We start from the raw sequence: 13,385 nt of genomic DNA on the forward strand, positions 1-13,385 counted from the left end.
GTCTCGCGGTGATCAGTGGGCCGACGGGACCGCCGTGCCGACGAGCTCGGCCCGCACGATGTCCGCACCAGCCGACAGTGCGCCGAGCTTGTCCAGCGCCGCACCCCGCGCCAGGGGAGCCATCCCGCAGTTGGAACTCGGGATGAGCTTGTCTGCATCGACGAACTCAAGCGCCCGACGCAGCACCTCCGCGACCTCCTCCGGGGTCTCCACGGTCTCGGTCGCGACGTCGATCGCGCCGAGCATGACCTTCTTGCCGCGGATCAGCTCGACGAGCTCGAGGGGAACGTGGGAGTGGATGCACTCGAGCGACACGATGTCGATCGAGGACTGCTGCAGCAGCGGGAAGGACTGCTCGTACTGCCGCCACTCCGCTCCGAGCGTCTCCTTCCACTTGTTGTTCGCTTCGATGCCGTAGCCGTAACAGATGTGCACGGCGGTCTCAGCGTGCAGGCCCTCGGCTGCGCGTTCGAGCGCGGCCACGCCCCAGTCCTGCACCTCGTCGTGGAAGACGGTGAAGGCAGGCTCGTCGAACTGGATGATGTCGACGCCGGCATCCTGCAGTTCGCGTGCCTCTTGGTTGAGGATCGTGGAGAACTCCCATGCCAGCTTCTCGCGGCTCTTGTAGTGCTGGTCGGAGAGGGTGTCGATCATGGTCATCGGGCCGGGGAGTGCCCACTTGATGGGGCGATCGGTCTGAGCGCGCAGGAACGCAGCGTCCTCGACGAAGACCGGCTTCCGACGGCTCACGGCGCCGACGACGGTCGGGACGGCCGCGTCGTACCGGTCGCGGATGCGGACGGTCTCCTTGCGGTCGAGGTCGACGCCGTCCAGGTGCTCGATGAACGTCGTGACGAAGTGCTGGCGGGTCTGCTCGCCGTCACTGACGATGTCGATGCCGCGGCGCTCCTGCTCGTGCACGGCGGACCGGAGGGCGTCCTGCTTGCCCTCGGTCAGGGCTGCGCCCTGCAGCTCCCAGGGGGACCAGAGCCGCTCGGGCTCGGCGAGCCAGGACGGTTTCGGCAGGCTGCCGACGATCGAGGTGGGGAGGAGAGAACGCATGGGAGTGGCGGTCCAGTCAGTCGAGGGGCAGAGGGAGTCAGCGCGCGAGGGCGGGGTCAGCCCACCGCGCGAGGAGTGCGTGGTGCGGCCGCACCAGGTGCTCCTCGGTCCACCGGCCCTGCGTGATCCCGAGGCGGCTGCGCTCCTCGCGGTCGTACGTCACCGGGGTGGGCGTGAAGTCGGTGTGGTCGAGGGTGGGGCGGTAGGTGCTGCCGGCCGGGGTGTTCGCGGCGTAGACCTCCGGGCGGTAGATCTTCTGGAAGGTCTCCATGGTGGCGATCGTGCCGATGAGCTGGAGGTCCGTGTAGTCGCCGGTCAGGTCGCCGCGCGTGTAGAACGCGAGCGGGGCAGCCGCTCCGGCGGGCTGGAAGTACCGGACCCGCATGCCCATCCGGCCGAAGTAGTCGTCGGTGAGCGAGGAGTGCTCGTGCTCGTACTCGGCGCCGAGCACCGGGTGGACGTACCCGGTGCGGCGGTAGGTCTGGCTCGTCGAGACGCTGATGCAGACGACGGGCTCGGCACCGAACTGCGACCCGAACACGTCGGACTCCAGGAAGCGCTGGAAGAGCGCCCCGTGCAGCTGGCCGAAGTCGGACGGCAGTGACGGCGTCGACGGCAGCAGCACCGAGAAGTCGTAGTCGCGCAGGTACGACGAGAAGTTGTTGCCGAGGATCCCCTGGTGGCGCTCGCCGGTGTGCTCGTCGACGATCGTGACGTCGAGCATCTCGAGCAGCGGGAACTCCGCGTCCGAACCACCGTCGGAGAACTCCAGCGCCACCGAGACGATGTCGAGCTGCAGACGGTAGCGGTCGTGCGCCGCGGCCAGCTCGTTCGCTCGCCCGTCGATCATCGCCAGCGCAGCGCGGAGGTTCTGCTGACGGTGCTCGCCGCGCGCCAGGTTGGCGAAGTTCGTGGTCAGCCGGGAGCTGTTGGCGGGGGAGTAGTCCTCGTCGAACCGGGTCCGGGTGATGCTGAAGGTGAGGTCGTTCGCCATGGTCGGCAATCTGTTCGTCGAGCGCCCGCGGGCGCTGGGGAAGGGGTGTCTCGATCATGGCCGGATTCCCGAGTCATCAGGTAATACCGAGACGCTATGCACCGGTATAGCCTCGGCCTATGGCCCGGGTCTCGAACGACATCACCCTGCAGCAGCTCCGGTACTTCATCGAGGTCGCGACGGAGGGCTCGATCAGCGCAGCGGCCGACCTGCTCTACGTGTCGCAGCCGACGATGTCCGCGGCGATGAAGGACCTGGAGACGCGGATCGGGCGCCCGCTGTTCACCCGATCGGCCCGAGGGGTCGTGCTCACCGTCGACGGCGTCGAGTTCCTCGGGTACGCCCGGCAGGTCGTCGAGCAGGTCTCCCTGCTCGAGCAGCGCTACGTCGGCGGACAGCGGTCGCGTCGGTTGCTCGGGGTGTCCGCCCAGCACTACTCGTTCGCGGTGGAGGCCTTCGTCCGCATGGTCGAAGCAGCGGCTGCGGACGAGTACGAGTTCTCACTCCGTGAGACACGCACCTGGGACATCATCGAGGACGTCCGCACCCTGCGCAGCGAGGTGGGCATCCTCTACCGCAACGACTTCAACAAGCAGGTGCTCGGCAAGCTGCTGCGGGACGCCGGCGTCGTGTTCACACCGCTGTTCGTCGCACAGCCGCACATCTTCGTGGCCAAGCGGAACCCGCTCGCGTCACGGGAGCGTGCGACCCTCGAGGACCTCGCGGACCTGCCGCGGCTCACGTTCGACCAGGGTGCGAACAACTCCTTCTACCTGGCCGAGGAGATCCTGTCGACGATGTCGAGCAAGCGGGAGATCCGCGTCTCGGACCGGGCGACGATCTTCAACCTCATGATCGGCCTGGGTGGGTACACGATCTCCACCGGGCTCATCAGCGACGACCTCGACCCCGAGATCGTCGCGATCCCCCTCGACGTCGACGAACGCATCGAGATCGGCTGGATCGCGCACGCCTCGGTTCCACTCACCGTGCAGGCACAGACCTACCTGGACGAGTTGCGGGCGGTGGTCGTCGATTACGGGGTCGAGCCGCTCGGGGAGGCGGGCGGCAGAACGGGGCAGCACCGGAACGATACGCCCTGATCGGTTTCCGGCGTGTGACGTGCGCGTGCACGAATACGTGCACGTTTGAGGTCTTGTTTGCACGAATTCGCGCAGCAACACTGAGGGAGTACCGCCGCTCCTCGGAGCGTCCCATCTCTCCCACGCAACGTGAACGGGCAAGGACGACCTCACATGACATCGACGACACGAGTGCCCCCCACTCGCGACCGTATGACGGGCTACGTGTACATCGCGATCGCGGTCAGCACCCTCGGCGGCCTCCTCTTCGGCTACGACATCGGCGTCTCCGGTGGCGCAGGCAGCTTCGTCGCCGGCGACTTCCACCTCGGTACCTTCCTCCAGGGCGCGGTCGTCAGCGGATCGACGCTCGGCGGCGCGATCGGGGCGCTCGCCGGTGGCCCCCTCGCCGACCGTTACGGACGGCGATGGACCCTGCTGTTCTCCGGGGTCCTCTTCAGCCTCGGTGCCCTCATCTCCGCGCTCACCCCGGACCTGGGCCTGCTCATGGTCGGTCGTGTGGTCGTCGGCCTCGGTGTGGGCGCGGCCTCCGTCCTGGTGCCGGTCTACATCGCGGAACTCGCGCCATCACGGGTCCGCGGCGCACTCGTCGCCGGGTTCCAGCTGCTGACGACGCTCGGCATCCTGGTCGGCTACGGCATCAACGCCGCGCTCGCATCCACCGAGGCCTGGCGCTGGTCGCTCGGCCTCGCTGCGATCCCCGGCATCCTCCTCGCGCTCGGTGTCCTGCTCATCCCGGAGTCCCCGCGGTGGCTCGTCGTGCAGGGCCGACGGGCGGACGCACTCCGGGTCCTCCGTCGCATCCGCGGCCGCGACGACGTCTCCCACGAGATCGAGGAGATCGAAGCGGTCAACCGTGAGGACGCGACGGCGCACCGGGGTCGATGGACTGACCTGTTCCGCGGCTGGGTCCGACCGATGGTCCTCATCGGGATCCTGGTTGCCTTCTTCGCGAACGGCTGCGGCATCAACCTCATCGTGTACTTCGCGCCGCAGATCCTGCAGTCCATCGGGATGGGTGCCTCCGCGTCCCTCCTCGCGACCGTCGGCCTCGGTGTCGTCAACGTCGTCTTCACCGGCGTCGGCATGGCTCTGGTCGACCGGGTCGGACGCCGACCGATGCTGCTCGTCGGGGCGATCGGGATGACGGTCTCGCTCGGCGCCCTCGCCGTGCTGCTCGCCTTCCCCGTCAACGGCAGCACCGCGGCGCTCTCGCTCGTCTGCCTGGCGGTCTACATCGTGGTCTACGCGGTCAGCCCTGGCTTGGTCGCGTACGTGGTGATCTCGGAGATCTTCCCGTTGCACGTCCGGGCGAAGGCGACGGCGGCCGCGACCTTCGTGATCTTCGCGACGAACCTCGTCATCGGGGTGTTCTCGCTGCCGCTCCTCGACTCCATCGGAGCACCCGCAACGATGTCGATCTTCGCCGTCGTCTGCCTCGTCTTCGTCGGGTTCTGCCTCCGGATGCCGGAAACGAAGGGGAAGACGCTCGAGGAGCTCGAAGAACACTTCCGGACCGGTTCGGTCCGGGCCGAAGCGGATGACGAGGAGCGGGTCGGCGCGTGACTACGATCGAAGCACCTGCACGCCACTCCTGGGGGTCGCCGATGCCGCAGACGCCGGCCGAGCGACGTCAGGCGATCCTCGACCAGGTCCGCGACACCGGCTACGTCCGTGCCGTCGATCTGACCTCGGCGCTGCACGTGGACTCGTCGACCATCCGTCGCGACATGGAGCGCCTCGAGCGCGCCGGGCTCATCCGTCGCATGCACGGCGGGGCGCTGCCCGCGGACCCCGCTGACACCATCGACACCCCGTACGAGGTGCGCCGATCGCAACACCTCAACGAGAAGACCGCGATCGGCGTGGCCGCGGCCGAACTCGTCCGCGACGGTCAGTCCGTACTCATCGACAACGGGTCCACCGCGTACCAGGTGGCCATGGCACTCGCTGCACACCGCGACCTGACCGTCGTCACGAACGACCTGATGGTCGCGATGTGCCTCCGGAACCAGCGTGCGCACCAGGTACACCTCACCGGAGGACTGCTCCTCGACACCGTGTTCACGCTGGTCGGGCCGGTCGCGATGCACGCGGTCGAGGGCCTCCACGTCGACTGGGCCTTCCTGGGCGCCGAAGGCGTCGACCCCGACGCCGGGATCACGAACATCAACGTCGTCGAACTGCCGCTGAAGCGGGCGATGATCGCCGCCGCCCAGAAGGTCGCCGTCGTCGCCGACAGCTCGAAGCTCGGCCGTCGCTCGCTGGCCACCGTGTGCCGGCTCGACGAGGTGGACGTCGTCATCACGGACGACGGCGTCGCCGAAACGGACCGCGCCGCCTACGGCGACGTGCTCCGTTGCGTCCCCGCGTCCCACTGACGCGCGACGACTCCCGTCCCAGCCCGTGGACGCTTGCGTCGCGGACCACCCAACACCGAACCACCCGTCCCAGAACCCACGAGGGAACCACCATGTCCAACGGCACCGCCGAGACCTCCTCCTACATCGACGACATCGCCGAGCAGCCCGCCGCGCTCCGGCGCCAGGCCGACAGCGCGCTCCCGGCGGCGCTCGCCGACGTCGAACTCCGCGACCACGACCGGATCATCCTCACCGGCATGGGATCGTCCGACTACGCGTCCGTGCCCATCGAGCGCGCCCTCGCCGCACGGGGGCTGCCGGTCGTCCGCCTCGACGCCGGCCAGCTCCTGGACGTCCCGGAGCGTGTCACCGACCGAACGCTGCTGTGGGCGACCTCGCAGTCCGGGCGGAGCGGTGAGGTCGCAGCCCTCGCCGACCGGCTCACCGGCGCGCACAAGCCTGCGGTCACCATCGCCACCACGGACGACACGACGAGCCCGCTCGCCGGCATGGCCGACATCGTGCTCGAACTCCACAGCGGGCCGGAAGCCACCGTCAGCACCAAGAGCTACCTGAACACCCTCGCTGTCCAGCACCGCGCCCTCGCGCTGATGACCGGCGCCTCGGTCACGGCCGTCGACGAGGACGTCCGCCGGATCGCGGACGACGTCGCAGCACTGCTCACCGAGTGGCCCGCCGCCGACGAGTTCGCCGAAGCAGCCTGGAACGCGCCGCGTGCCCGCTTCGCGTACATCGGCATCGGCGACGACGCGGCCACGGCGCTCACCGGGGCACTCATCACCAAGGAGTCGAGCAAGGTCCCCGTCGAAGGGTTCGTCGGCGGTGCGTTCCGGCACGGCCCCTACGAGCTTGCCGGGCCCGGTCTGACCGCCGTGCTGTTCGGCCCCGGCGCTCAGGCCGACCCCTTCCTGCCGGGCCTCGCCCGGGACCTCGTCCGCTCCGGCGCCACCGTCCTCACCGTCGGCCCGCGTGCCTACGACGGCACGCAGCTGCTCGCCACGCCAGACCGGGACAGCGCCCTCGCGCGGCTCGCGGTCGGGTCCGTCCGCACGCAGCTGCTCACCCTCGCGTTCGCGAAGGCGACCGGTGAGGTGGCCGGTCGCTTCCGTTTCGGCCAGAAGGTGACGGCGGCGCTGTGAGCACCGCACCGGTGTGCCGGGTCGGGATCGACCTCGGTGGGACCGGCTCCCGCGCGATCGGCGTCATCGGTGACGAGGTGGTCGCTGCTGCTGACGTCCCGACGGCCGAGCTCGGCGCCGGTTCCGAGGCGGAACGGATCGATCGCCTCGCGCGGCTCGTCGGCCGCGTCGTGCCCTCGGACGCCGTGCTCTCCGCCGTCGGGATCGGCGCGAGCGGCCCGGTCGACGTCCACGCGGGGGTCATCCACAATGGCGCGACCCTGCCCTGGTTCACCGGCTTCCCGGTCGTCGACCAGCTGCGGGATCGGCTGCAGGTGCCCGTCGGTATCGACAACGACGCCGTCGCCGCGGCCTTCGGGGAGCACGTCGCCGGGGCTGGCGGTCAGTCCGATCGGCTCCTGATGGTGACGCTGGGCACGGGCGTCGGCGTCGCGATGCTCGTCGACGGACAACCCGTCCGAGGTGCCGACGGAGCTCATCCGGAGGGCGGGCACATCCCGATCACCAGCGACCCGGAACGCTGCTACTGCGGCCTCACGGGGTGCTTCGAACAGTCGGCCTCCCGCACCACGCTGCAGCGGCGGCTCAGCGTCGCCATGGGTGGTGTCGACACCGATCGCGGTTTGATCGACGTGGCCATGACGCGGGCGGAGGAGGATGAACGCGTTCACGCGGTGTTCCGCGACTACGCAGTCTCCGTGGGGCGCGGCCTGGCTGCGCTGCACTCGCTCTGGCAGCCCCGGGTGACCGTGATCGGCGGCAGTGCGGCAGTCTGTCTGCCGATCATCCGGGATGACCTCCTCGGAGCGCTCGAGCGCTCCGAGGACTACGAGGTCGAGGTCGATCTCCGGTCGGCGACGCTCGGGGACAACGCTGGCGCCATCGGCGCAGCCGTCACGATCGCCGCAACCGCGCGGTGAGCCGGTCGGGTCGACCCGAGCCTGGGTTGACCCGACCGGGGGTCCGGAGGGCCACGCGGGACGGTCTGGATCGCAGCTTCGTCTCGATCCGGTAACGGAGTTTTGCGTCAACGCGTTTGACGCTCCTACCGTCACATCAATCGATTGACGAAGCGCGTCGATCGATCGACGCGAAGGGGCGACCATGCTGACGATGAAGGACATCGCCGCCCAGGTGGGCGTGTCCGTGTCGTCGGTCTCGCTGGTACTCAACGACCGTGACGCTGGGCGGGTCAACCGCGAGACGGCCAGCCGCATCCGCGAGCTCGCCAGCACCTTCGGCTACGTACCGAACCAGCTCGCTCGGTCGCTCAAGTCCAAGCAGACGCAGACCATCGGGCTCGTGTCCGACCGCGTCGCCACGGTGCCGTTCTCGAGCGCGATGCTCGCCGGTGCGCAGGAAGCGGCATGGCGGCACGGCTACGTGCTCATGCTCGTGGACACCGGCGGCAACGAGGACCTGCAGACGCCAGCCGTGCAGTCGCTCTTGCAGCGCAACGTCGACGGCCTCATCGTCGCGGCCACGTTCCACCGCACGGTCGAGACCCCGCAGGTACCGGTGTCGACACCGGTGGTGCTGCTCGACGGCCGACCGGACGCGGACGAGCAGAGTACTGACTTCGTCGTGCCGGACGAGGAGCTCGGCGCGTTCGACGCCGTCACACACCTGGTCCAGGCCGGGCACCGCCGGATCGGGTTCTGCACGGTCAGTGCGTACCCGATCGCCGACGCGCTGCGCACCGAGGGGTACCTGCGTGCAATGGCGGCCGCGGGCATCCCCGCCGACCCCGACCTGCTGGTGACCGCCGCCGACGCGGCGACCGCCGACGGGATCACGCCGGCACGAGCGCTGCTCGACCAGCCGGCTTCGTCTCGACCCACTGCCGTCTTCTGCTTCGGCGACCAGATCGCGATGGGGTTCTACCAGGTCGCCCGATCGCTCGGCCTCTCGATACCCGACGACCTGTCCATCGTCGGATTCGACAACCAGGAGTTCGTCGCCGAGGCGCTCGATCCGGGGCTCACCACGATGCAGCTCCCGCACCGCGCCATGGGCGAATGGGCGGTCGAACGTGTCCTGGCGCAGATCGACGAGCCATCCCGTGCCCAGCACGAGGCGGTCGGCTTCCGGATGCACTGCCCGATCGTGATCCGGGGGTCTGTCGCCCCACCACGCGACCCGCCCTGACCCGACCCGACCCGACCCGACCCGACTCTTCTCTCTCCTCCCCCGAACGCGACGTGCACCATCACGTCGCGGTGGTCGAGTGCGCCCGAATGCGCTCATCCGCCGAACCCAGCAAAGGAGCTGCACCATGTCCCGCCACACGCATCGACGGACCCTCCGGGCCGTTGCCATCACCACGATCGCGCTCGCCGCGGCCGCCCTCACCGGCTGCAGCGCGGCCGGTTCCGCCGAGGGCAAGACCTTCACGATCCTGCAGTACGAGGACAAGACGACGGCGCAGGGCCAGGGATGGCAGCTCGCCCTCGACATCTTCAAGAAGAAGCACCCCGACGTCACGGTGAAGTTCCAGACCACCAGCTTCGATGGCTTCCGCAAGAACGCGAAGCTCGTGCTCGGCGGCAACAAGGTGCCGGACGTCGTCGAGTTCAACAAGGGCAATGCCGACGGCGGCCAGCTCGCCAGTCAGGGGCTGCTGGAGAACCTCGACGACGCCGTCGAGGAGAACGGCTGGGACGACAAGGTCACCGGTTCCATGCAGTCCTTCGCCAAGTACGACGACCAGGGCAAGGCAGGCAGCGGCAACTGGTACGGCATCCCGAACGTGGGCGAGTACGTCACGTTCTACTACAACAAGGACAAGTTCAAGCAGGCCGGGATCACCTCCGAGCCGACGTCGATGGCGGAGTTCACGGCGGACCTGCAGAAGCTGAAGGGTGCCGGCATCACACCGATCTCGTCGTCCGCCGCGGTCAACCAGGGTTTCAACCAGATGTGGATCTGGTACTCCCTGGTGGCGGCTGCGGCCGACCGGAAGCAGATCGACGACTTCATGTTCTTGAAGGGGAAGGTCGACTTCTCGAAGGACCCGTGGAAGACCGGCACCGAGGAGTTCCAGGACTGGATCGACAAGGGGTACGTCGGGGACGACCTCGGCGGGCTCAACTACGAGCAGGCGAACGTCAACTTCCTGAGCGGGAAGACCGGGATGCTCATCTGGAACAACGGTGTCTTCGCCCGGGTGAAGGACCAGTCCTCGTTCCCGTGGGGCTCCTTCACCTTGCCCGGCGCGAACCTCTCGATGGGTTCGTCCGGTCACCTGTGGGGCGTGCCCGCGAAGGCCGCCAACAAGGACCTCGCCTACGACTGGATCAACACCACGCTCAGCTCGAAGGTTCAGGACAAGATCGGCGACCTCGGTGGCCTGCCGCTCGCGGGAGACTCGGACGCAATCTCTGATCCGGTCACGAAGGCGTACACCAAGCGCTTCGACGAGGTCGTGCAGGACGACACCCTCGCCTTCTATCCGGACTACCCGGTCCCCGGCTTCCTCGACTTCATCCAGAACAACATGTCGGCGATGTCCAACGGGAACGAGACCGCGGACCAGTACCTCGACAAACTCCAGGCCTTCTACGACGACGGCAAGAAGACCGTCGACCAGGGCTGACCTCGATCCGGTGGGACGGGCGCGACCGTGTCCGTCCCACCGCAAGGAGACGTGATGACCACGACCACGCAAGCTGCTCGACGAGCGCCAGGGGCGGCCAATGCCGGCCGCACCGGCCCACGATCCTCCCGCCAGCACTCGTACTGGTGGTACCTCGTCCCGATGATCGTCGGGACCCTCGCCATCGTGCTCGTGCCCTTCGGCATGAACATCTGGTACAGCATGTTCCAGTGGAAGGGCGGACTCGCCCCCATGCGCTGGTACGGCCTCGGCAACTACGCCGACCTGCTCACCGACGCACAGTTCTGGCTGGCTTTCAAGAACTCGGTGTTCATGATCGTCGGCATCGTCGTGGTGCCGACCCTCATCGGGCTGGTGCTCGCCGCGATGCTCTTCGACCACCTGGGGCGCGAGTTCGGGCCGAAGGTCGCCGCCACGCTGCGCGCCCTGTACTACCTGCCGCAGATCCTGCCGATCGCGGTCGCCGGGTTCGTCTGGAGCTGGGTGCTCGCGACCCAGAACGGACTGCTGAACAGTGTGCTCGCCGCGGTCGGTGACACGAGCCCGCCGGATTGGCTCGGCAACCCCGACATCGCGATCTACGCCGTGATGCTCGTGCTGGTGTGGTTGCAGATCGGGTACCCCGTCGTGGTGTTCATGGCGGCGCTGCAACGCGTCGACCCGGAGCTCTACGAGGCAGCCTCCCTGGACGGCGCCGGGTGGTGGCGACGGTTCACCGCGATCACGCTCCCGCAGATCCGTCCGGAGATCTTCGTCGTGGTGATCACGGCGACGGTCGGTGCGCTGAAGGTGTTCGCGCCGATCCTCATCCTCACCGGCGGCGGACCCGAGGGGTCCACCGTCGTGCCGTCCTACTACTCCTACCGGAACTTCTTCGAGCTGTCGAAGGTCGGGTACGGGTCCGCCATCGCCACCGTCATGTCGATCGTCATCTTCGTCATCGCCGGGGTCCTCATGTGGCTGCAGCGCCGCGACACCGAAGGGAAGGACGCCTGATGAGCAGTCTCGCCACCGAGTCCGTCACCGATGCGACCACCACCCTGCCGACCCGGGCGCCTCGCCCTCCGCAACGCCGGAAGCGCCGTGGCGCCACACGGTGGGTGGTCCTCGCGATCGCTGTCGTGTTCGCGCTGCTCATGCTCGCGCCGCTGCTGCTGCTCGTGCTGAACGCGTTCAAGACGGGTGCCGACTACTCGGCGCACGGTCCGCTCGCGCTGCCGGAGCACTTCAGCATCGAGGCGTTCCAGCAGTACCTCGCGCTCGTCGACTACCCGCGGGCGCTCGTGAACTCCGTCGTCATCTCGGGGCTCGTCGCCGTCCTCGGCACCGCACTCGCCCTCGTGACGTCCTACGCGATCGGCATCGGGCGCATCCGCGGACGCTCCTGGTTGCTCGCCGTGTTCCTGCTCGCCACGATGCTCCCGCAGGAGTCCCTGATCTACCCGCTCTTCTACGGGGCGCAGGCCACCGGGCTCTTCAACACGATCTGGAGCGTCGTCATCGTGTTCACGGTGCTGCAAGCAGCCTTCGGCACCTACCTGCTGTCGAGTGTCATGAGCACGATCCCGCAGTCGCTCCTCGAAGCCGCGGCCCTGGACGGCGCAGGCCGGTTCCGGATCCTCTGGTCCGTGGTGTTCCCCGTCCTCCGCCCGACGCTGTCCGTCCTCGTCGTCTTCTTCTTCGTCTGGACGTGGAACGAGTTCTACATCCCTCTGGTCCTGCTGAGCGACCAGTCCGCACAGACGATCCCGATCGCCCTCGCCACCCTGCAGGGCCAGAACAGCATCAACCTGACCGCGCTGAACGCGGGGTCCCTGCTCTCCCTGCTGCCGACCTTGGTCTTCTTCCTCGTCTTCCAGCGCACCCTCAGCCGCGGTGTCACCGTCGGCGCGGTCAAGTGACCGGGCTCCGGACCGGCCGCGGCGTAGCACCCACCACCACCGAAACGAACCCCGGAGGCTCCATGCTCCCCACCTTGACCGAACTCGCCCCGCCTGTCGGAGTGCGATCCAGGACCGTGAACGCCGAGAACCCCACCGGCGCCTTCGGAGCGGCTGCGTCGGCGTCCTCGGCGCTGGGCCCGGGGCGGAAGGGCAGGGCGTGGGGAAGCGTGCCGGCTGGTGGCACGATCGATCTGCTCGACATCGACGGCCCCGGCGTCGTACGGCACATCTGGATCACGGTCACCGACCGGACCGAGGCGGGGCCGTTCGTGCTCCGTGACCTGGTGCTGCGGGCCTTCTGGGACGACGAGGACGACCCCTCGGTCGAGGTGCCCCTCGGCGACTTCTTCTGCAACGGCTTCGCGACCCGGGCGCTCGTGACGTCGGAACCGATCACGGTGGCTCCGACCGGCGGGATGAACAGCTACTTCCCGATGCCGTTCCGGAAGCACGCACGGCTCTCCCTGACGAGCGAGCACGGTGCCGACCTCGAGCACGTCTTCTTCCAGGTGGACTTGACGACTGGCGACGACGTGCCCGAGGAAACCCCGTACTTCCACGCCCAGTGGCGCCGCTCGAACGCGTCCACCGCGCTCGGTGAGGACCACGTGATCCTCGACGGTGTGCAGGGTCGGGGCCGGTACGTCGGCACCTACGTCGCGCTCGCGTCCCTCAGCCGGTTCTGGTGGGGCGAGGGCGAGGTGAAGTTCTTCGTCGACGGGGACGGCGACCTGCCGTCACTGTGCACCACCGGGCTCGAGGACTACGCCGGTGGCGCGTGGGCGTTCCAGGACGCTCTCCGAGCCGATCCGGAACCGATCCCGCTCACGTTCAGTGCCCCGTACTTCGGGTACCCCTTCTGCAGCAGCCGCGACACCACCGGAGCCTCGGAGTTCATCCACGCGGTCGCACCGATGCACGCCCTGTACCGCTGGCACCTCCCCGACCCGATCTGGTTCGAGCAGGACCTCCGCGTCACCGTGCAGCAGATCGGCACATGGGACCACGGGCTGTTCGAACGGTCGGACGACATCAGCACGGTCGCCTACTGGTACCAGACCGAGCCGCACACGTCGTTCCCGCAGCTGCCGGACGCAGCGGCGCGCGTCCCGAGGTGACCGCTGTCGGCCTGGAGGCGCGGGGC

Annotated in this window: 12 protein-coding genes; 10 read left to right on the plus strand and 2 right to left on the minus strand. The window is 68.4% G+C overall.

Translation table 11 applies throughout. The features are described 5' to 3' along the window. Nucleotides 1–12: 12 nt before the first annotated feature. Nucleotides 13–1,062 (minus strand): methionine synthase, encoded by a 1,050-nt coding sequence (locus BIU91_RS13690; protein WP_071405900.1) that lies wholly within the window; start codon nucleotides 1,060–1,062, stop codon nucleotides 13–15. A gap of 37 nt (nucleotides 1,063–1,099) precedes the next feature. Next, nucleotides 1,100–2,056, minus strand: a complete 957-nt coding sequence (locus BIU91_RS13695; RefSeq protein ID WP_071405901.1) for a putative oxygenase MesX — start codon at nucleotides 2,054–2,056, stop codon at nucleotides 1,100–1,102. A gap of 119 nt (nucleotides 2,057–2,175) precedes the next feature. Between BIU91_RS13695 and BIU91_RS13700 the strand changes: the two genes are divergently transcribed. The 10 genes from BIU91_RS13700 to BIU91_RS13745 all read left to right on the plus strand — a co-directional run bounded on the left by BIU91_RS13700 (nucleotide 2,176) and on the right by BIU91_RS13745 (nucleotide 13,359). Continuing rightward, a complete protein-coding gene (locus BIU91_RS13700; RefSeq protein WP_071405902.1) occupies nucleotides 2,176–3,159 on the plus strand; it encodes a LysR family transcriptional regulator in 984 nt (327 codons plus the stop codon). Nucleotides 3,160–3,312: 153 nt separating this feature from the next. Next, nucleotides 3,313–4,725 carry a sugar porter family MFS transporter gene (locus BIU91_RS13705; RefSeq protein WP_071405903.1) on the plus strand — a complete coding sequence of 471 codons (1,413 nt, stop codon included), beginning with the start codon at nucleotides 3,313–3,315 and terminating at the stop codon, nucleotides 4,723–4,725. Next, the gene (locus tag BIU91_RS13710) at nucleotides 4,722–5,540 is read left to right on the plus strand and encodes a DeoR/GlpR family DNA-binding transcription regulator (RefSeq protein WP_139178808.1); all 819 of its coding nucleotides are present in this window, start codon (nucleotides 4,722–4,724) and stop codon (nucleotides 5,538–5,540) included. The genes BIU91_RS13705 and BIU91_RS13710 overlap by 4 nt, the downstream gene beginning before the upstream one ends. 92 nt (nucleotides 5,541–5,632) lie before the next feature. After that, nucleotides 5,633–6,682 carry an SIS domain-containing protein gene (locus tag BIU91_RS13715; protein ID WP_071405904.1) on the plus strand — a complete coding sequence of 350 codons (1,050 nt, stop codon included), beginning with the start codon at nucleotides 5,633–5,635 and terminating at the stop codon, nucleotides 6,680–6,682. Then, entirely contained in the window at nucleotides 6,679–7,602 is a 924-nt protein-coding gene (locus BIU91_RS13720) for an ROK family protein (RefSeq protein ID WP_071405905.1), read from the plus strand. The genes BIU91_RS13715 and BIU91_RS13720 overlap by 4 nt, the downstream gene beginning before the upstream one ends. 193 nt (nucleotides 7,603–7,795) lie before the next feature. Continuing rightward, complete coding sequence (locus BIU91_RS13725; RefSeq protein ID WP_253183761.1) at nucleotides 7,796–8,830, plus strand: LacI family DNA-binding transcriptional regulator; 1,035 nt, start codon at nucleotides 7,796–7,798, stop codon at nucleotides 8,828–8,830. A 127-nt stretch (nucleotides 8,831–8,957) separates the two neighbouring features. Beyond that, nucleotides 8,958–10,277, plus strand: a complete 1,320-nt coding sequence (locus BIU91_RS13730; protein WP_071405906.1) for an extracellular solute-binding protein — start codon at nucleotides 8,958–8,960, stop codon at nucleotides 10,275–10,277. Between the two features lie 54 nt (nucleotides 10,278–10,331). Beyond that, nucleotides 10,332–11,294, plus strand: a complete 963-nt coding sequence (locus BIU91_RS13735) for a sugar ABC transporter permease (protein ID WP_253183762.1) — start codon at nucleotides 10,332–10,334, stop codon at nucleotides 11,292–11,294. Further along, nucleotides 11,294–12,199 (plus strand): carbohydrate ABC transporter permease, encoded by a 906-nt coding sequence (locus tag BIU91_RS13740; protein ID WP_084741279.1) that lies wholly within the window; start codon nucleotides 11,294–11,296, stop codon nucleotides 12,197–12,199. Before BIU91_RS13735 ends, BIU91_RS13740 begins: the two co-directional genes overlap by 1 nt. A 116-nt stretch (nucleotides 12,200–12,315) precedes the next feature. Then, nucleotides 12,316–13,359, plus strand: coding sequence for a glycoside hydrolase family 172 protein (locus BIU91_RS13745; RefSeq protein ID WP_253183763.1), 1,044 nt, complete (start codon nucleotides 12,316–12,318; stop codon nucleotides 13,357–13,359). Nucleotides 13,360–13,385: the final 26 nt, after the last annotated feature.

The organism is Curtobacterium sp. MMLR14_002 (assembly GCF_001864975.1).
GTDB lineage: Bacteria > Actinomycetota > Actinomycetes > Actinomycetales > Microbacteriaceae > Curtobacterium > Curtobacterium flaccumfaciens.

What these genes read in the sequence shown, in the direction of transcription:
- BIU91_RS13695 (WP_071405901.1), bottom strand. Translation starts at nt 2,056, where the DNA reads ATGGCGAACGACCTCACCTTCAGCATCACCCGGACCCGGTTCGACGAG.
- BIU91_RS13690 (WP_071405900.1), bottom strand. Translation starts at nt 1,062, where the DNA reads ATGCGTTCTCTCCTCCCCACCTCGATCGTCGGCAGCCTGCCGAAACCG.
- BIU91_RS13700 (WP_071405902.1), top strand. Translation starts at nt 2,176, where the DNA reads ATGGCCCGGGTCTCGAACGACATCACCCTGCAGCAGCTCCGGTACTTC.
- BIU91_RS13725 (WP_253183761.1), top strand. Translation starts at nt 7,796, where the DNA reads ATGAAGGACATCGCCGCCCAGGTGGGCGTGTCCGTGTCGTCGGTCTCG.
- BIU91_RS13730 (WP_071405906.1), top strand. Translation starts at nt 8,958, where the DNA reads ATGTCCCGCCACACGCATCGACGGACCCTCCGGGCCGTTGCCATCACC.
- BIU91_RS13715 (WP_071405904.1), top strand. Translation starts at nt 5,633, where the DNA reads ATGTCCAACGGCACCGCCGAGACCTCCTCCTACATCGACGACATCGCC.
- BIU91_RS13735 (WP_253183762.1), top strand. Translation starts at nt 10,332, where the DNA reads ATGACCACGACCACGCAAGCTGCTCGACGAGCGCCAGGGGCGGCCAAT.
- BIU91_RS13705 (WP_071405903.1), top strand. Translation starts at nt 3,313, where the DNA reads ATGACATCGACGACACGAGTGCCCCCCACTCGCGACCGTATGACGGGC.
- BIU91_RS13740 (WP_084741279.1), top strand. Translation starts at nt 11,294, where the DNA reads ATGAGCAGTCTCGCCACCGAGTCCGTCACCGATGCGACCACCACCCTG.